Origin of the sequence: Nonomuraea maritima (assembly GCF_900100395.1) — a bacterium.
Classification (GTDB): Bacteria; Actinomycetota; Actinomycetes; order Streptosporangiales; family Streptosporangiaceae; genus Nonomuraea; species Nonomuraea maritima.
Genome location: NZ_FNFB01000005.1, coordinates 127581 through 145936 on the forward strand (window position 1 = coordinate 127581; position 18356 = coordinate 145936).

An 18356-nucleotide genomic window follows, 5' to 3' on the forward strand; every position below is an offset into this window, starting at 1 on the left:
GCTCAACGCCGGCCTCCCATCGAGGTGGTGGCGCCCTCCAGGTCCCGGCGCATGACGTAACGCTGGTAGACGAGGGCGAAGACAAGGCTGAGGACGAACATCGCGACGCTGATCGCGCTCGCGTAACCGACCTGGGTGCGTTTGAAGCCCCACTCCATCATGGTGACGGCCAGCGTCTCCGACGAGTGCGACGGGCCGCCGCCGGTGAGGATCCAGACCAGGTCGAACAGCTGGATGGAGTAGATGACCGACAGGAACACGCTGATCCGGATCGTCGGGCCGAGCAGCGGCAGCGTGATGTACCGGAACGTCTTCCAGCCGGTCGCCCCGTCGATCTGGGCGGCCTCGACGAGCTCGTTCGGGATGTTCTGCCGGCCGGCGAGATAGATCATCATGTGGAAGCCGAAGTACTTCCACGTCATGACCAGGAACAGCGACGGCAGCACGGTGTCGGGGTCGGCCAGCCACTCCGACTCCCACCCGAAGACCGACAGCAGCTCGTTCGCCATCCCCGCGTCGGGACTGAGGATGAGCGAGAACAGCACCCCCGTGATCACCTCGGACAGCACGTACGGCGCGAAGAACACCAGCCGGTAGACCGCCCGGCCGCGGATGCGCTGGTTCAGCAGCATCGCGATGGCCAGCGCGAACGGCAGCTGCACGAGGAGCGTCAGCGCGATCAGCACCAGCAGGTGCCACAGGTCCTCGGCGAAGATGTCGCTGGTGAACAGGCGGGTGAAGTTGTCGAGCCCGATGAAGTCGGTGGGCAGGCCGCCGAAGCCGTTCCACTTGAACAGGCTGGAGTACGCGGCCACCAGCAGGGGAGTCACGACCAGCAGCAGGAAGAGCACGACGGCGGGCAGCAGGAACAGGGCGATGGTCACCCAGCGTCCCCGCCTCGGGGGGTCGGGCGCGGGGGGCGGTGACGCGACCGCCTCCGGCGCTCTCGTGAGGGTCGTCATTCCGTCTCCTTGAGCGTGGGGGACCTCGCCGCGGGCGGCGCCCCCACGAGGAGGGGCGTGGGGGCGCCGCCCGCGGCGAAGCGGGTGGGCTGACCTCGGGACGGGGTCAGCCTTCGCTCATGGCCACCTCGGTGATGTCCTCGGCGATCTCCTCGGGGGTCTTCGTCCCGCCGATGAGCTCGGCCACGCTGTCGTTGACCTGCTGGCCCACCGCGGGCGGGTATGCCTGGTCGAGGTAGAGCTGGTAGCCCGTGGCCCCGGCCAGCATCGTGGCGACCTGCTTGAGGTTCGGGTCCTTGACCGCCTCCTCCTCGCCCTTGAGCACCGGCAGCACGCCGCCGGCCTCGACGGCCTTGGTGTGGTTCTCCATCGCGGTCATGTACTTGGCGAACTCCACGGCCTCCGGCGGGGCGTCCGCGCCGACGGCCAGCCCGCCGCCGCCGCCGAACGCGTCACCGATGGAGCCCTTGCCGCCCTCGACCGCGGGGAACGGGAAGAAGCCGAGGTCCTCGCCGAGCCCCTCGCCCGCGTCCGCCTGGGTGGCGGGCGCCCACTGGCCCATCAGCTCCATGGCGGCCCCGCCGTTGCCCATCACGGCGGCCTGGCCGTCGGCGGTGCCGTAACCGGCGCCGAGGAAGCCGCGCTGGAAGGGCTGGAGGTCGGCGAGTGCCTTGAGCTGCTGCCCGGCGGTCACGAAGTCGGGCTTGGTGAAGTCGTGGTCGGTGGCGGCCTGCTTGAGCGCGTCCAGGCCGCCGATGCGCATGGCGAGATAGGCCCAGTAGTAGTGGCCGGGCCACTTCTCCTTGCCGGCGAGCGCGATCGGGGTGACGCCGGCCGCCTTGAGCTTCTGGACCGTCTCCAGGAAGGCCGACCACGTGGCGGGCGGCTCGGTGATGCCCGCCTTGGCGAAAAGTTTCTTGTTGTACCAGAAACCCACCACGCCGATGTCCGTCGGCAGCCCGTAGGTCCTGCCGTCCACCTGGTACGCGCTCAGCGCCGCAGGGGTGAACGTGGGCAGGACGTCGGCGACGTCGTCGGTGATGTCCTTGACCAGACCGGCGTCGATCTGCTGCTGGAGCACGCCGCCGCCCCAGGTGGCGAACAGGTCGGGGGCCTGCCCCGACTGCGTGACCGTGGTGAGCTTGGCCTTGTAGGCGTCGTTCTCCAGGACGGTCGCCTTGATGGTGACATGTGGGTTCTTGGCCTCGAACTCCTTGGCGCGCTGCGCCCACAACGTCTTGAGCGGGTCGGCGGTCGACAGATGCCACCACTCGATCTCTACCTTGGCGGGGGAGCCGCCGCCTTCCTGCGGGGCCTCCGCGCTCCCACCGGCCCCGCCACAGCCGGCGACGAGCACAGCGGCTGTGAGGAGCACCAGACTGCGTTTCATCGGGGTCCCTTCGTCAGTCGGCGAAACTTTCGTGATACCCCCGATAATTTCAATGCCTGGATCGTAAGTAAGGCCCCTAACGGCGTCAACACCCCGCACGTGAGCGATCCCAAACCGAAACTTTCGGATAGACTCCGAAGTTGTGTCAGGTAAGAGGCGCGTCACGATCGCCGTGATCGCGGAAGAGGCCGGGGTATCCATCCCCACGGTCTCGAAGGTCATCAACGGGCGTCCGGAAGTCGCGCCGGCGACCCGCCATCGGGTCGAACGGCTCCTGCAGGAGCACGGCTACCAGCGGCGCATCAGTCACGACGGCACCCCGGCGGGGCTGGTCGACCTCGTCTTCGCCGAGATCGAGTCGCCGTGGGCGATGGAGATCGTCCGAGGGGCGGAGAGCGCCGCCCACGAGGCCGGGGCCAGCGTGGTCGTCTCGGTCCTGCACACCCACGCCGGACCGGGCCGCGACTGGCTCGAACGCCTCGCGGCCCGGCGCACCGACGGTGTGGTGATCGTCGCCTCGCGGCTGTCCGCGGGCATCCAGGCGCAGCTCAGCGCCCGTTCGCTGCCGTTCGCGGTGGTCGACCCGGAAGGCGAGCCCGCGCCCGGCGTGGTCTCGGTGGGCGCCACCAACTGGAACGGCGGCCTCGCCGCCACCCGCCACCTGCTCGAGCTCGGCCACCGGCGGATCGCCACGATCAGCGGCCCCGCCGACATGCTCTGCAGCCAGGCGCGCATCGACGGCTACCGCGCCGCCCTGGAGACGGCCGGCGTCCCGGTGGTGCCCGAGCTCATCAGGCGCGGAACGTTCCTCGTCGACTCCGGACACGACCACGGGCACGCCCTGCTGTCACTGCCCGAGCCGCCCACGGCCATCTTCGCGGGCAGCGATCTGATGGCCTTCGGCGTGTTCGAGGCCGCCCGCCAGCGCGGCCTTCGGGTGCCGGAAGACCTGAGCGTGGTGGGCTTCGACGACCTGCCGCTGGCCGCGTCGGCCTGGCCGCCGCTGACGACCGTGCGCCAGCCGTTGCAGGAGATGGCGGCCCTGGCCACCCGTACGGTGCTGGCGATGAGTCAGGGCGAGAACCCCGAGACCAAGCGCGTCGAGCTGGCGACCGAACTCATCGTCCGCGAGAGCACGGCGCCTGTCGCGTGACGGCTCAGCCGGCCTGCCGCGCGCGCTCGACGTACTCCATGATCTTCGGCAGGTCGCCGGGCGCCAGCCAGGCGACCTGACTGCTCACCCTCGTGCTGATCTCGTCCTGGTGGTCGCGCCACAGCGCCGCCGTGGCCGCCGAGATCCGCTCGTCGGTGCGCGGGTCGATGGCGTAGGGGACGGTGAGCGCCTGCCAGCGGGCGGCGAGCTCCCGCACCTGGGGGTCGTCTACCGGTGTGCCGTCCTCCACGTGCTGCTTGAACGCGCGCACCAGCTCCAGCCACTCCGTCTTGGTGGCTGTGACCGCCTCCTCGCCCACCTCGGCCTGGCGCCGGGCCAGCAGCTCGCGCTGCTCCTCGCTGAAGTAGTTCTCGTACACGGACATCATCTCCAAGGTCTGCAGAAACTGATCAGGGTCCGGCATGACGGCGGCGTCGAGCTGCCGGATCAGGCCGCGGAGCTGCTCGCTCAACCGGGCCGCGCGGGCGGCGTACACCTCGAACTCGGCGAGTTGCGCGGTGAACAGGTCGCGCAGCGGCGCCAGGTCGTCCGGCGAGCGCACGAGCGCCGCCGCGATCTCCTCCAGCGAGAGGCCGAACCTGCGCAGGGCCCGCACGCGGTAGAGCCGGCGCACGTCCGACGCCGTGTAGCGGCGGTGCCCTGAGGCGGTCCGCTCCTGCGGGCGGACGAGACCGATCTCGTCGTAGTGGTAGAGCGTCCTGACGGTGATCCCTGTCCTGCGGGACACCTCTCCGATGCTCCAGCGCTGCTCGACGCCGTCTTCGTGCATGCCCCAGAACGTACGGCCTCCCGCCACGGGAGGTGCAAGCCGGCCGGTAGGGTCCTGTGAGGTGATGACGGAGTTGGAAGGGCTGGCCGGGCGGCTGCGCGAGTTCGCGAGGGCCCGCGAGTGGGAGCAGTTCCACACGCCGAAGAACCTCGTGATGGCCCTCGCCGGTGAGGTCGGTGAGCTGGTGGCCGAGTTCCAGTGGCTGACCGCCGACGAGTCCGCCGATCCCGGCCCCGAGGCGCTCGCCCGCATGCGCACCGAGCTCGGTGACGTGACGCTCTACCTCGTCCGCCTCGCCGACGTCCTCGGCGTCGACCTCGTCGAGGCGGCCCGCGCCAAGCTCGACGACAACGAACGCCGCTACGACGCCGACAGCTACCGGGGCTCCGCCCGTAAAGCCCCGCCCCTGCCGGGCTAGTCACCCATAGGGTGACATCCATGCGTTTTGGCGTGCTCGGCCCCCTGGCCGTCTGGACCGACGCGGGCGAGCCGGTCACGATCCCCGGACTCAAGGTCCGCGCGCTCCTCACCGACCTGCTCGTCCACGAGGGTCACCCGGTGTCCGTCGACCGGCTCGTCGACGACCTGTGGGGCGACGACCAGCCCGCGAGCCCGGCGAGCGCGCTGCAGGTCCGCGTCTCGCAGCTGCGCAAGGCGTTGGAGGACGCCGAGCCCGGCGCGAAGAACCTCGTCGTCTCCCGCGCCCCCGGCTACCTGCTGCGCTGCGACGACGGCGCGCTCGACGCCGACCGCTTCGCCGGCCTGCTCGCCAAGGCCGAGGCCGCGACCAGCCCCAGGGCGCGCGCCGACCTGCTGGGCAGCGCGCTCGCCCTCTGGCGCGGCCCCGCGTACGCCGACTTCGCCGACGAGGAGTACACCAGGTCGGCCGTCGTGCGCCTTTCCGAGCAGCGGCTGTCGGCGCTGGAGCAGCACGCGGAGGCGCGGCTCGAGCTCGGCGAGCACGCGCTGCTCGTCGGCGAGCTCGGCGATCTGGTGGCCCGCCACCCCCTCAGGGAACGCCTGCGCGCCGTCCACATGCGCGCCCTCTACCGCGCGGGACGCCAGAGCGAGGCGCTGGCCGGTTACGCCGAGCTGCGCGACCTGCTGGCCGAGGAGCTCGGCCTCGACCCAGGGCCCGAGCTGGCCGCCCTGCACCAGGCGATCCTCGGCCAGGACCCGGCGCTGAGCGTGCCCGCCGAACGTCCGGTGACCAACCTGCCCGCCTCCGTCAGCAGGCTCATCGGACGGGAGGAGGCGCTCGCCGAGGTGTGCGGGCTGGTCGAGGACGAGCGGCTCGTGACGCTCACCGGCAGCGGCGGGGTCGGCAAGACCCGGCTGGCCGTGGAGGTGGCGAGCCGGCTGCTCGACTCGTACGCCGACGGAGCCTGGTTCGTCGCCCTCGACCAGACGTCACGGTCGCCGGCCGAGAGCGTCGTCGCCGCCCTCGACATCAGGGAGGACGCCTCCGACGGCTCGCCGGAGGGCCGCCTGGTCGCCGCGCTGCGTTCCCGCCGGATGCTGCTCGTCCTTGACAACTGCGAGCACGTCGTCGAGCAGGTGGCCGAGCTGGCCGCGACGCTGCTGCCGGCGTGCCCCGGCGTGCGGATCCTGGCGACCAGCCGCGAGCCGCTGGCCGTCGCCGGTGAGGTGCTGTGGAGCGTGCCGCCGCTCGACGTGCCCTCCAGCGCCGACCTCACCTCCATGGCGCGCTCGGACGCCGTCCGGCTGTTCGTGGTCAGGGCCGCGGCCTCCGCCCGCGGGTTCGCGCTCGACGCGTCCAACGCGCAGGCCGTCGCGCAGCTGTGCAGGCGGCTCGACGGCATCCCGCTGGCGCTGGAGCTGGCCGCCACCCGGGTGCGCGCCCTCGGCGTCCACGGCGTGGTGGCCCGGCTGGACGACCGGTTCCGGCTGCTCGCCTCAGGGACGCGCGGAGCCCCGGCCAGGCAGCGGACGCTCACCGCGGTGATCGACTGGAGCTGGGAGCTGCTGACCGACGACGAGCGGACCGTCCTGCGCCGTCTCGCCGTGCACGCCGACGGCTGCACGCTGGAGACGGCCGAGGCCGTCTGCACGCTGGACGCCGCGGATTTCGACGTGCTCGACCTGCTCGCCCGGCTGGTGGACAGGTCGCTGGTCGTGGTCGCCGACGCCCCGACCGGCGTCCGGTACCGGTTGCTGGAGTCGGTGTCCGAGTACTGCAGGGCCAAGGCGGCGCAGGCCGGCGAACTCGACCGCGTACGCCTCGCCCACCTGCGCCACCACCTCGGGCTGGCCGAACGCGCAGAGCCCGAGCTGTACGCGCACCACCAGCGCGAATGGCTGCTGCGCCTGGACGCCGAGGCCGCCAACATGCGGACGGCGCTCGACACGGCGGTGGCCCGCGCCGACGCCGCCGCGGCGGCGCGGCTGGTGAACGCGCTCACGTGGTACTGGTTCCTGCGCGGCAGGCTGGCCGAGGCCCGTCGCTCCATCGACGCGGCCCTGTCCGTGCCGCCGACGCCCGAGGCGGAGGGGGTACGCGCCCGCACCGCCGCCTGGCGGGCCGCGTTCGCGCTGCTGGCCGGCGAGCAGGCCGACTGGCGCCCGGCGCTGGAGGCCGTCGCCGACCCTCGGGAGCGGGCCAGGGCCGAGCTGTTCGTCGGCCTGCACGTCGCCGACATGCCCACCGGCCAGGAGCTGACCGAACGCGCCATGGCCACCTTCCAGGAGGTCGGCGACACGTGGGGGATCGCCCTCGCCCTCACCCGGCAGGCCATGGACGCCTTCACCCGCCGCGACCACGAGGCGCTCGAAAGGATCGGCGGTGAGAGCGCCCGCCTGTTCACCGAACTGGGCGACCGCTGGGGCCTGCTGCGGGCCACCGAGTGGCTGGCCTCACTGGCCGAGATGCGACACGACGCCGACGAGGCCGCCAAGCTGTTCGGCGAGGGGCTGCGCATGGCCGAGGACCTCGGCCTGTGGCCCGAGGTCGCCGGGCACACCGCGTGGCTCGGCTGGGTCGCGCTCGGCAGGGGCGACTACGACACCGCCGTCGAGATCTGCGAACGCGCGCTGAAGCTCGCCGTGGCGCAGGGCTACGCCCGCGGCACGAGCATGGCCCAGATGGGCCTCGCCTTCGCCGCGCGCCGGGCCGGCCGGTTCGACCTGGCCGAGCAGCACCTGAACCAGCTGCTCGAAGGGGTGCCGCGCGGCCGCGACGAGGCGTTCCCACTGCACCTGCCCGACACCCTGACCGAGCTCGGCCACCTCCTGCAGCAGCGCGGCGACGCCGAGGCCGCCCTGCCGCTGCAGGTCGAGGCGCTGGCCCTCGCACTCAGGATCGGCGACCCCAGCACCGCGGCGGCCGCCGTCGAGGGCGCCGCGGCCGCCGCGCCGTCGGCCGAGCAGACGGCCAGGCTCCTCGGAGCGGCGGACGCGGCCAGGAGACACCACCGGTCGCCCGTCGGGGTGTCGGGGCTGGCCGACATCGAACGTGCCGAGTCCCGCGCGCGGGCCGCCCTGGGGGACGCGGCGTTCGAGGCCGCGTACGCGGAGGGGGCGGCGTACAAGCTGCAGGACGTCGACCGGCTGCTCTGACGGTCACGCGTCGAACTGGGTGGCGAGGCGGTCGAAGAACTCCAGCCAGCCCGCCCTGGCCTGGGCGGCGTGCTCGTCGTCGGTGTTGACGCCGTACTGGTGGAAACGCATCGCGGTGCCGCCGCCCGCGCCCGTCAGCTCGACGGTCGCGACGGAGGCCGGGCCGTCGCCCGGCGCGTCCGGGTCGCCCGTGGTGAACACCAGCCGTGACGGCGCCTCCACCACCCGGTACGTCCCGTCCAGCGTCACTTCGAACCCCTCCTCGCCCACCAGCGTGGTGCGCCAGACGCCGCCCGGCCGGGTGTCGAGGGTGATCCGGCCCACCGGCGTGGCCAGCGACGCGGGCCCGAACCAGCGCGCGAACCGCTCCGGCTCCGTCCAGGACGCCCACACCGCCTCCGGGGGAGCGGCGAAGTGGCGGGTGATCACGTACTCGGCGGTCATCATGGTGGTTGTCCTTCCTGCGGCGGCTGAGGACACCACCGTGCCCGCCGCCGCTTACGAGACCCTTCTCCTCGCCTTAAGGCGCGTGGCACGCTGAACCGTATGTGGATCATCCGCGCCGGCAAGGTGCTCACCGGACGTCCTGGAGAAGTCATCACCGACGGGGAGGTCCGCGTCGACGGGGCGACGATCGTCTCCGTCGGCCCGCGCGGCAGCGCCGGCACCGACGGCGACGTCCTCGACCTGCCCGGCCACACGCTGCTGCCAGGACTCGTCGACGCCCACGTCCACCTCGGGTTCGACGCGCGCGTCGACCCGCTCACAGGGCGCGGCCCCGAGAGCGACCACCACCTGCTGCTGCGCATGGCCGAGAACGCCCGCAAGCTCGTCTCCGCCGGCGTCACCACCGCCCGCGACCTCGGCTCCCGCTCCTTCCTCGACGTGGCGCTGCGCGACGCCGTCGAGGAGGGCTTAGCCGTCGGCCCGCACATCGTGGCCGCCACCCGGCCCATCACGATCACCGGCGGCCACTGCTGGTACATGGGCGGCGAGGCCGACGACGAGGCCGCCATCCGCCGCGTGGCCAGGGAGAACCTCCGCGCGGGCGCCGACTGCCTCAAGGTGATGGCCTCCGGCGGCCTCATGACGCCGGGCGCGCCGCCCAGCTGGATCTCCCAGTACGGCACCGAGCAACTCCGCGTCGTCGTCGAGGAGGCCGCCACGCGCGGCAAGGGCGTCGCCGCGCACGCCCACGGGCACGACGCGATCCGCAGCTGCGTCGAGGCCGGGGTCACCACCATCGAGCACTGCTCGTTCCTCGCTCCGTCCGGACACCGCTTCGACCCCGAGCTCATCGGCTTGATCGCGGAGAGCGGCACGTACGTCTGCCCCACCGTGCACGGCTCGGTCGAGCGGATCCGCGCGGTTCACGGCGCCGAGATATTCGACGCCTGGCTCAGCGGCGTGGCCACGATGCGCGAGGCCGGGGTCCGGCTCGTCGCGGGGACCGACGCCGGGTTCGCGGTCGGCGGCGTCGCCAACCGCACCGACGGGTACGTCGGCGGGCTGGAGACCTTCGCGACCGTCGGTTACCGCAATGCCGAGATCATCGAGCTGGCCACCGTACGGGCCGCCGAGGCCTGCGGGGTGGGCGACGTCACCGGCAGCCTCGACCCCGGCAAGCGGGCCGACCTGATCGCGGTCGCGGGCGACCCGCTCGAACGCCTGGCCGACCTGCGCGAGCTGCGGCTCGTCCTGGTCTCAGGACGGTCCGTCGGACAGACGGCCGTCGACACCGTGGCTGACTCCGTCGGCTGACACACGAGGAGAAGACATGCTGCCCTGGTCCGCCGAACTGGCCGGCCGACTGGACCACCACGTCGTCGACAGCTCCGTGCTGCGCGGCAACCCGCTGGGCGACCCGCACGAGCGCCCGCTCATGGTGTACGTCCCGCCCGGCTACGACTCCGAGCCCGACCGCCGCTACCCCGCCCTGTACGTGCTGCTCGGCTACACCGGTCACGTCGCCATGTGGATGAACCGGACGCCGTTCCGCCAGCCGTACCCTGAGCTGGCCGACGCGATGTTCGCGGCCGGGGACGCGCCGCCCGCCATCGTCGTGTACGTGGACGCCTGGACCGCCCTCGGCGGCAGCCAGTACCTCGACTCGCCTGGCACCGGCCGGTACCACACGTACCTGCGCGACGAGATCGTGCCGTACGTGGACGAGCACTACCGGACCATCCCCGACCGCGACCACCGGGCGATCACCGGCAAGTCGAGCGGCGGCTACGGCGCGATGGTCACCGCGATGCTCGCCCCCGACGTGTTCGGCGCGCTGGCCACGCACGCCGGCGACGCGCTGTTCGACGTCAGCTACCGCCCCGGCTTCCCCGCGCTGGCGCGCAGGCTGCGCGACATGTACGACGGCTCGTACGAGACCTTCCTGCGCGACTTCCGCGGCCGGGTCGCCGGCACGAAGCAGGGCGATCTCGAACTCCTGGAGGCATACGGGTACGCGGCCGCCTACTCCGCCGAACCCGACGGGGCCGTACGCGTGCCGTTCGACCACACGGGCGCGGTCGTGCCCGAGGTGTGGCGGCGATGGATCGACCGCGACCCCGTCACGATGGCCGCTCAGCCGCAGTACGCCGAGGCGCTCCGATCCATGCGCGCCATCTGGGTGGACGCCGGCAGCCGCGATGAGTACTTCCTCGACCTCGGCGCCGTCGCGTTCCGCCAGGCGATCCTGGCGGCGGGCGTACCCGAGGAGCGGATCTTCTTCGAGCTGTTCGACGCAGGTCACGGCGGCATCGAGTACCGCTACCCGCTCGCCCTGGCCTGGCTCGCGCGCCGGCTCACGTAGCGGCCCCGCTAGGCTGCCCCAATGACACTGAAGGACCAGGTGCGCGAGCTGCGCCTGCAGGGCAAATCGCCCAAGGAGATCGCCCGCGCCCTCAAGGTCGCCCCGTCGGTCGTCGCGCCCCTCGTGCGCGAGATCGCGGCCGAGACCGCCGGCACGGGCGAGGCCGAGGTGGTCGGCTGCTGGATCAACGTCGGCTGGAGCGAGGGGCTCCTTGTGGACCAGGCGCGCGGCTGGGTCGACAAGGAACCCGCCGCGGGCACCGGCGGCATGGTGAGCGTGCTCGTCGCCCGGCGGCACAGCTGGGACCGGCTGCGGGTCGGCGGCTTCCTGGCCGACGTCTACTGCATGGGCGTGAAGAACGCCATCGGTCCCGACGTCATCGACGACCGCTTCCTGAGCGAGTTCCGCGAGTACTTCTTCAGCGACTACCCGGGTTGGCAGGAGGCGCCGTTCGAGCTCGTCCAGCACCTGGTGCTCGGGTCGATCGACTACGCGCGCGGGCTCGGGTTCGAGCCGGACTCGGCCTTCGAGGCCGGGGCCGACCTGCTCGGCACGCTCGACGGCGACCCGGCGATCACGTTCGGCCGCGACGGCAAGCCGCACTACGTCGAGTTCCCCGGCGACGACCCCGCCAAGGTCCTGCGCACCCTCCGCCACACCCTCACCGACGACCAGTTCACCCACACCACCCCAGCCCACTAACCCCCAACGGCCGAAGGCCGGCCCTGTAGCGGGACGAACCTTCGGCCGACGAGGTGCTGTGTCGCCTATCGGCGGGTCTTCACGGCATTTCGAGGAGGCGGATGCGTAAGTCGCGACGGGCAGTCGTTCTGGCTGCCACGATCTTCGGGTTAGGGCCGTTCATCGTCGGATGTGCACCGGATGTTTCCCAAGTGCCGCCTGGCACGCTTCAGGAGATCCGCGGCATCGGCTCTGTGCAGGCGGAATCCAGCCTGCATATTCACGAAGACACGATAGAGGTGACGAATCTGTTCGTCATCGACGTCGACGGCTCCAGCGTCGAGGACGCGGTCGACACAGCTGTCGACCTCCTCCAAGCACGTGGATGGCGGTCCCTCGGTAAGCATCCGGACCTTGTAGGTATGACATCAGCCAAATGGGATGCTTATGCGACCGTAAGAGCGTTCGACTCCGAAGAGTTGGTGCACTACCCGGACGTTCTGAAGGCGTTGAAGGTTATGTCTGCCGAAACGGAGCATTCCGTAATTGTCGAGGTTATGGCGAATTACGGTGAACTGTAAGCCTGCAAGAGGTTCGGGGTGCTGCAGGCTCAGGTGAAAGGCGGTCGCACCTGTCCGTCCGCTATAACGCCGTACACGATCACGGGGCCGTGCCAGACGAACCGCACCGCCCGCCCAGCACGGTCCATCCAACGCGTCGCCCGTCTGGAGCGCCGCCCGCCCAGCGCCGCCTATTCAACGCGCCGCCCGCCTAGGGCCTGTATGGGATCGAGATCAGAGGGATACACCTCCGATCGTGGCAGGCCGGCGCCATGGCAGGTGTCTTCGAGCAGGTGATGATCGCTGAGTCGGCAGTCCGGGGCAGGTCGGCCTCGACCTGGTCAGCGTGGACTCCACCTGTCGGCCGCCCGCGCGCCCGCCGCGGCGCGGTGGCCGCCGACAAGGTGTACCCGCTCTCGCGGCAATCGCGCCTACCTGCGGCGATGCGGCATCAAGGCGGTCATCCAGGAGAAGGCCGACCAGGCGGCCCACCGCGAGAAGCGCGGCTCCCATGGTGGCCGCCCGGCCAGTCACGATCCCGATCTCTGTAAGGAGCGGGACACGGCGGAACGCTGCATCGAACAGATGAAGGAGCGGCGTGGGCCCGCCTTCCGCTTCGACAAGACGCCCACAAGGTACCTGGCCGGCCTCCATCAGATCCTCCCGAGGGGACCGTCGCCTTGAGGCGACGGGGGAATCGGGAGCGGGAGGGCCGTCAAGGCCCGAGCGTGCAGTGACAGAACCTCGGAAATTGTCGCCACCTCCGGATACGATTGCTTTCGTGCTTTCGTGCTTTCGTGCTTTCGTGCTTTCGGGCATCGGTCAGGGCTTGGCCGTCGTCTCCCGCGCAAGCGGGGCGAGAAGCCGCTCTCTTCAGGGAGCGGAGGAGTCACCTTGTGGATCCTCGGTCTTCAACCGGCCTGAAGATCCGAACTCCGGTGCCGGGCCGGTCGAAGTGGGCGAGCACGTCGCCGGAGCGCTTCACATTCTGTCGCCCCAAGTGTGGAGCCATAAAAGTGACTACCTGTAACACTCGAGCCTCGGGCGCGACCCCGGTCTCCGGGGGCCGATGATCGTCCGGTGGCGGTCGGCCTGTCAGGCGCGATCGTGGAGAGTGATCTGGTAGCCGTCGGGGTCGGCGAAGGTGAATGTCCGGCCGAAGGGGCCGTCGATCGGTGCGGAGGCGATGGTGTGACCGTCGGCGACCAGAGCATCGTGAATGGCTTGGACGTCTGTGGCGTGGAGCCAGATCGCGGTACCGATGCCGGGCCGAGCAGCGGATGCGAGATCGGTGCCGGGAACGATGTCGCGGAGTGCGAACGTGATCGGCTTCGTGTCGAAGACGACGGCGTGCGGAGGTCCGGTCTGCGCGCGGACGAGGCCGAGGTACTGCTCGTAGAACGCCTGCGAAGCGTCGAGGTCGCTCACTTGGAGCGAGATGAAGTCGGGTCCGGTGGCGGGCATGACGATGCTCCTTCTCTTCGTGTCAGTTTTCTGACACAGGCGAATCTATGTCAGAATGCTGACATGAGTCAAAACGGTGGCGGCGTCGACCTGGAGACGTCACTGGGCTACCTGCTGAAGGAAGCGTCGAGCGCCCTCCGTACGGCGATGGAGGAGGTGCTGCGGCCGCTGGGGATGAGCGTGACGCACTACTCCTGCCTCGAACTGCTGGCTCAACGACCGGGCCTGTCGAACTCCGAGCTGGCGCGGGGCGCGTTCGTGACCCGGCAGACGATGAACGTGCTGCTCCAGGCCCTGGAACGAGACGGCTACGTGACCAGGCCCGCGGAGGCACCCGTCGGGAAGGTCCTTCCCACGCGGCTCACGCCTCGCGGCCGACGGAGCCTTGAGAAGGCGACCGTAGCGGTCCGGTCCGTCGAGGTCAGAATGCTGGCCGGCATGACCGAGACCGAGCAGTCGGACGCGTTCCGGATCCTGCGGAGCATGATCCATTCCCTGCGCGACGGCAACGACGGTACATAGCGCCTTCCCCGGCGTACGTCTCCCTCGCGCTCGGACAGGAGTGCAGCCGAGCGTGAAAATCCGTGCGGGCGACCTCGAAACCGACGGACCCCGGCTACACCCTCCGGTACGAAACCGCCACATCACCGCGTTGCACTGCTTTCGCAGGTCCGGGATCGGGCCTCGATCAGCGACCGTTTCCCATCGGTGAGGTCGTCACGCGGCCATGGCGCCGGCCTGCCACGATCGGAGGCCGAACCGCGGGCGAATCCCGCTGATCTCAACTCCGTACAGGCCCTGGCGCGTCGCTCGTCCGATGCGCCGCCTCACTCCGGACACGCGGCGTGTGGCGTCAGCGCAGGCCGGTGACGCGCAGCGTGATGTTGAGGCGGCCGGAGGTCAGCCCGGTGGCGGGATCGCCGGTGCCCGGGTGGACCTTCGGCACGCCGTGGTAGGCGAAGCGTGACGGCCCGCCGAACACGAACGCGTCGCCCGACTCCAGGCGTACATCGGTGTACGGTCTGCCGCGCGTCTCGGTGTTGCCGAACCGGAACAGGCAGGCGTCGCCGATGCTCAACGACACCACCGGGGCGTCGCTCCGCTCGTCCTTGTCCTGGTGCAGGCCCATCGTGGCCCGGTCGTCGTAGAAATTGATCAGCGCGGCATCGGGCTCGTACGCGTCCGCGCGATCGCCGTAGGCCTCGGCGACCGCGCGGCGGCCCAGGTCGGCGAGCCATTCGGGCAGCGGCGGCACCGGGCGGCCGTTCACGTCGTCGGCGGTGCGCGTGTACCGGTACGGCTGCCAGTGCCAGCCCAGGCAGACGGTCTGCACCGACATCACCCCACCTCGGGGCAGGACGGTGTGCCGCATCGGCACCGGCCCCGTCGCCCACGCGCGGCACGCCCGTACGAGCCGCCGCTGCTCGTCGAGCGTCAGCCAGCCGGGCAGGTGCACCGCCCCTGGCGCGACCTCCCGCATAGGCAGAGGAATCACCGTCCCAGTCTGTCAGCGCCCATGGACGCCCCGAACAGCCGACCGCACCATCGCGGCGTGGACGACACGGACATGCTCGTTCTCGAAGTAGTACGGCAGCGTCCGCATCCACTCGACTGTCTCGGCGTAGCTCTCGCCCAGTCGCAAGCGCGTGATCTCTTGTGCGTACGAGAAGATCCCGCGCACGTGTTCACGCTCGTGACTGCCCATGACCACCACCGCGTTCGGACGCTCACGGAAGAACGTGACCACCTCGCCGGGCGCCGGACCTCGGCCGACCAGGTCGCCGACGCTCACCAGCAGGTCGTCCGGGCGCAGGCCCACCTTCTCGAGCAGTTCGGGCAGTACGTCGAAGCAACCGTGAATGTCGCCGATGATGACCGTACGGCTCACCCGCGTGAGCCTGGGTAGCGGTCGGTCCTACCGGCGAAGGGTTATCCGAGCTGATCAGCGAACTCCCAGGACTACAGCGGTTCTGCACTCCCTTCCACGGGGCCCGCGCCCAGCCGAGCATCCTGCCTCCGATCCAGCCGCCCGCCTCTCGGCATCGGTTCGTCAGCCGTCATGCCCGCGATCGGTCGGTTCCCGGGCTTTTCACTCGGTCACAAGTCGTACCATCGGGGACAGAAGACGAACTGGCGATGCTCCACGGCGCTCCCTGGGCGTGGGTTGCCAGTGAACCGCGTACGGGCCTGTGGGCATGACGTGTGAACAGGCGGTGCGGGTGCCTGCGGTGCAGCCGGTTCGCCCCTGCCCCCGCCGGACCGGCTGGACCTCGGCTACGGGCCCGCTGACGTGGTGGCGACGACCGTTCTTCGTGCGGCCGTCGCCACCGCCCACCTCGCGTTCCTCTGACGCGCGGGCTTGCTGGTCAGGCGGTGGTGATGCGCCAAGCATGCAGGTCAGGCGGTGGCCTGGAGGGCTTCGAGGACCTGTTCGCCGTACTTGGCCAGTTTGTTTTCGCCGACGCCGTTGATCGTGCTCAACTCGGCCAACGACGACGGTGAGCGGGTGGCGATCTCGCGGAGGGTCGCGTCGTGGAAGATGACGTACGCGGGCACCCCCTGCTCCTTGGCGACAGCGGCCCGCCAGGCACGGAGGCCTTCGAAGACGGGGGCGAGCTCGGCCGGTAGCTCGGCCACGGTCTTGGCGGCCTTGGCGGAGCTGGACGTCTTCGCGCGCGCGGGGCGCAAGGTGTCGCGGCGCAGCAGGACCTTTCGTTCGCCCTTGAGCACGGCCGAGCTGGCGTCGGTCAGGACCAGGGCCCCGTAGTCGGACTCGACCGCGAGCAACCCCTGCGCGAGCAGCTGCCGCACCACGCCGTGCCACTCGGCGTTGCCCAGATCGGTCCCGACGCCGAAGACCTTCAGCGTCTCGTGGCCGTGTTGCAGCACCTTGGCGGTCGTCTTGCCGAGCAGGATGTCGGTCACCTGGCCGACCCCGAACTTCTGCCGCCGCTCATTGGCCAGCCGCCACACGGTGGACAGCACCTTCTGGGCGGCGACCGTACCGTCCCACGTCTCGGGCGGGGCCTGGCAGGTGTCGCAGTTGCCGCACGGCTGCGAGCCCTCCTGGCCGAAGTAGTCGAGCAGCATCACCCGGCGGCAGCTCGCGGTCTCGCACAGTGCCAGCATCGCGTCGAGGTGGTGCACCTGGCGCCGGCGGTGGGCCTCGTCGCCCTCCAGCGCCATGCGGCGATGCTGCACGACGTCTTGCAGGCCGTAGGCCATCCATGCGGTGGCGGGCAGCCCGTCGCGGCCGGCCCGGCCGGTCTCCTGGTAGTAGCCCTCGACCGATTTCGGCAGGTCGAGGTGGGCGACGAAGCGGACGTCTGGCTTGTCGATGCCCATGCCGAACGCGATCGTGGCCACCACGATGAGCCCGTCCTCGCGCAGGAACCGGGCCTGGTGGAGGGCGCGGGTGGCCGCGTCGAGCCCCGCGTGGTACGGCACCGCCGCGATGCCGTTGTCGGTGAGGAACTCGGCGATCTTCTCGACGGACGAGCGCGACAGGCAGTAGACGATGCCGGCGTCGTCGGGGTGCTCCTCGCGCAGGAACTGCAGGAGCTGGCGCTTCGGCTCGCTCTTGGACGTGATGCGGTAGTGGATGTTGGGGCGGTCGAAGCCGGCGACGAAGTGACGGGCCGCGTCGAGCCCGAGGCGGGAGGAGATCTCGCGGTGGGTGGCCGGGGTGGCCGTGGCGGTGAGCGCGATGCGCGGCACGTCGGGCCACAGCTCGTGCAACCGGGACAGCTCGAGGTAGTCGGGACGGAAGTCGTGACCCCACTGCGCCACGCAGTGCGCCTCGTCGATGGCGAACAGCGAGATGTCACCCTTGGCCAGCAGACGCAGCGTGGCGTCGACGCGCAGCCGCTCGGGCGCCAGGTAGAGCAGGTCGAGCTCGCCCGCGAGGAACTCCGCCTCCACGAGCTGCCGCTCGTCGAAGCCCTGGGTCGAGTTGAGGAACCCCGCCCGCACGCCCAGCGCCCGCAACGCGTCGACCTGGTCCTGCATCAGCGCGATCAGCGGCGAGATCACCACGCCCACGCCGCTGCGCACCAGCGCGGGGATCTGGTAGCACAGCGACTTGCCGCCGCCGGTGGGCATCAGGACGAGCGCGTCGCCTCCGGCGACGACGTGGTCGATGATCTCCTGTTGGCCCGCACGGAACGAGTCGTAGCCGAACACGCGGTGCAGAACGTCGGAGGGGGTATCCATGCGGCTACCTTACGTGTTCGTGGATGGACGGATCGTCAGTTCCGCCGACGGCGGACGCGCTCCTGCGAGGCCTCGCGAATCGGCCGATGGCCCCTACCGTACTCACGCCGGAGACCCTCTTCGCACCGGTGCTCGGGGCCTCTCTGTGCAGTTGTGCACTCTGTGCGTTTGTACGCAGAACGCCGGGTTGCTGATCCCTAAGTTGATGGTCGTCGGGAGCGATCACCGCCCCCGGAACCCCTCTCCTCACACTCAGGGACAGATCATGAAGCTCCGCAACGTTCTCGCCGGTACCGTCCTCGCCGGTGCGGTCATGGCCGGTGTCGCCGCCGCCCCCGCCCAGGCCGCCACGACTCAGGCCGCCACCACTCAGGCCGCCACCGCCGGCACCAGCACGGCGTCGTTCACGAAGCACTGGTTCGACGGCTACTCGGGCTACAGCCGGGGTGAGTCCCGGGGCCACCGCTCGTACTACAAGGGCTACTACTACTTCGCCAACGGTCGTTACTACTTCGACGTGGACGTGTGGGACCGTGACCGCGACCGTGAGAACACCTACGTCGACTTCGTCTACCACGACGACCGTGGCTGGCACCAGGGTCGCCGGTTCGTGACGGGCGGGCACGCGAAGTACCGCTTCAGCTACAGCGCCCGTGGCGGGTTCGACGGCTTCAAGTTCCGCATCGGTGAGGGCCGTCAGGGTCACTTCGACTGGAGCAGCTACTCGAACCGCTCCTGGTGAGGCATTCCCCGGATGAT

General features: G+C 70.6%; 17 protein-coding genes. 9 read left to right on the top strand and 8 right to left on the bottom strand.

The window, feature by feature from the left end; all coding sequences use genetic code 11:
• Positions 1-2: 2 nt before the first annotated feature.
• Both BLR04_RS11325 and BLR04_RS11330 read right to left on the bottom strand, forming a co-directional pair.
• Positions 3-962 carry a carbohydrate ABC transporter permease gene (locus BLR04_RS11325; protein ID WP_090762527.1) on the bottom strand — a complete coding sequence of 320 codons (960 nt, stop codon included), beginning with the start codon at positions 960-962 and terminating at the stop codon, positions 3-5.
• A gap of 106 nt (positions 963-1068) precedes the next feature.
• Complete coding sequence (locus BLR04_RS11330) at positions 1069-2352, bottom strand: extracellular solute-binding protein (RefSeq protein ID WP_090762529.1); 1284 nt, start codon at positions 2350-2352, stop codon at positions 1069-1071.
• A gap of 142 nt (positions 2353-2494) precedes the next feature.
• Here BLR04_RS11330 and BLR04_RS11335 point away from each other — a divergent pair, with 142 nt between their 5' ends.
• Positions 2495-3505 (top strand): LacI family DNA-binding transcriptional regulator, encoded by a 1011-nt coding sequence (locus tag BLR04_RS11335; protein ID WP_090762531.1) that lies wholly within the window; start codon positions 2495-2497, stop codon positions 3503-3505.
• 4 nt (positions 3506-3509) lie between these two features.
• On the opposite strand, the gene BLR04_RS11340 is transcribed toward BLR04_RS11335, so the two are convergent.
• A complete protein-coding gene (locus BLR04_RS11340; RefSeq protein WP_090762994.1) occupies positions 3510-4295 on the bottom strand; it encodes a MerR family transcriptional regulator in 786 nt (261 codons plus the stop codon).
• 64 nt (positions 4296-4359) lie between these two features.
• Here BLR04_RS11340 and BLR04_RS11345 point away from each other — a divergent pair, with 64 nt between their 5' ends.
• Positions 4360-4713, top strand: coding sequence for a nucleotide pyrophosphohydrolase (locus BLR04_RS11345; RefSeq protein WP_090762533.1), 354 nt, complete (start codon positions 4360-4362; stop codon positions 4711-4713).
• A 20-nt stretch (positions 4714-4733) separates the two neighbouring features.
• Positions 4734-7871, top strand: a complete 3138-nt coding sequence (locus tag BLR04_RS11350) for an AfsR/SARP family transcriptional regulator (RefSeq protein WP_090762535.1) — start codon at positions 4734-4736, stop codon at positions 7869-7871.
• A 3-nt stretch (positions 7872-7874) separates the two neighbouring features.
• Here the strand turns inward: BLR04_RS11350 and BLR04_RS11355 are convergent, their stop codons facing one another.
• Positions 7875-8318, bottom strand: coding sequence for an SRPBCC family protein (locus BLR04_RS11355; protein WP_090762537.1), 444 nt, complete (start codon positions 8316-8318; stop codon positions 7875-7877).
• 99 nt (positions 8319-8417) lie between these two features.
• Between BLR04_RS11355 and BLR04_RS11360 the strand changes: the two genes are divergently transcribed.
• From BLR04_RS11360 to BLR04_RS11375, 4 genes are all read left to right on the top strand, one after another.
• Entirely contained in the window at positions 8418-9632 is a 1215-nt protein-coding gene (locus tag BLR04_RS11360; protein ID WP_090762539.1) for a metal-dependent hydrolase family protein, read from the top strand.
• A gap of 16 nt (positions 9633-9648) precedes the next feature.
• On the top strand, positions 9649-10680 hold the full coding sequence (locus BLR04_RS11365; RefSeq protein ID WP_090762540.1) for an alpha/beta hydrolase: 1032 nt from the start codon (positions 9649-9651) through the stop codon (positions 10678-10680).
• Positions 10681-10701: 21 nt separating this feature from the next.
• Entirely contained in the window at positions 10702-11382 is a 681-nt protein-coding gene (locus BLR04_RS11370) for a helix-turn-helix domain-containing protein (protein WP_245740179.1), read from the top strand.
• A gap of 101 nt (positions 11383-11483) precedes the next feature.
• Entirely contained in the window at positions 11484-11942 is a 459-nt protein-coding gene (locus tag BLR04_RS11375; protein ID WP_143022014.1) for a hypothetical protein, read from the top strand.
• A gap of 1074 nt (positions 11943-13016) precedes the next feature.
• Here the strand turns inward: BLR04_RS11375 and BLR04_RS11380 are convergent.
• Complete coding sequence (locus BLR04_RS11380; RefSeq protein ID WP_090762544.1) at positions 13017-13385, bottom strand: VOC family protein; 369 nt, start codon at positions 13383-13385, stop codon at positions 13017-13019.
• Between the two features lie 63 nt (positions 13386-13448).
• Here BLR04_RS11380 and BLR04_RS11385 point away from each other — a divergent pair, with 63 nt between their 5' ends.
• The gene (locus tag BLR04_RS11385; RefSeq protein WP_090762546.1) at positions 13449-13907 is read left to right on the top strand and encodes a MarR family winged helix-turn-helix transcriptional regulator; all 459 of its coding nucleotides are present in this window, start codon (positions 13449-13451) and stop codon (positions 13905-13907) included.
• Between the two features lie 331 nt (positions 13908-14238).
• Here the strand turns inward: BLR04_RS11385 and BLR04_RS11390 are convergent, their stop codons facing one another.
• The 3 genes from BLR04_RS11390 to recQ all read right to left on the bottom strand — a co-directional run bounded on the left by BLR04_RS11390 (position 14239) and on the right by recQ (position 17597).
• Positions 14239-14865 (bottom strand): alpha-ketoglutarate-dependent dioxygenase AlkB family protein, encoded by a 627-nt coding sequence (locus BLR04_RS11390; RefSeq protein ID WP_090762547.1) that lies wholly within the window; start codon positions 14863-14865, stop codon positions 14239-14241.
• 27 nt (positions 14866-14892) lie between these two features.
• Positions 14893-15273: a metallophosphoesterase gene (locus BLR04_RS11395; protein ID WP_245740180.1), complete on the bottom strand. Its 381-nt coding sequence runs from the start codon at positions 15271-15273 to the stop codon at positions 14893-14895.
• Positions 15274-15782: 509 nt separating this feature from the next.
• Positions 15783-17597, bottom strand: coding sequence for a DNA helicase RecQ (gene recQ / locus BLR04_RS11400; protein ID WP_090762549.1), 1815 nt, complete (start codon positions 17595-17597; stop codon positions 15783-15785).
• 265 nt (positions 17598-17862) lie between these two features.
• On the opposite strand from recQ, the gene BLR04_RS11405 reads away from it, so the two are divergent.
• The gene (locus tag BLR04_RS11405) at positions 17863-18339 is read left to right on the top strand and encodes a hypothetical protein (protein WP_090762551.1); all 477 of its coding nucleotides are present in this window, start codon (positions 17863-17865) and stop codon (positions 18337-18339) included.
• The last annotated feature ends 17 nt before the right edge of the window (positions 18340-18356 follow it).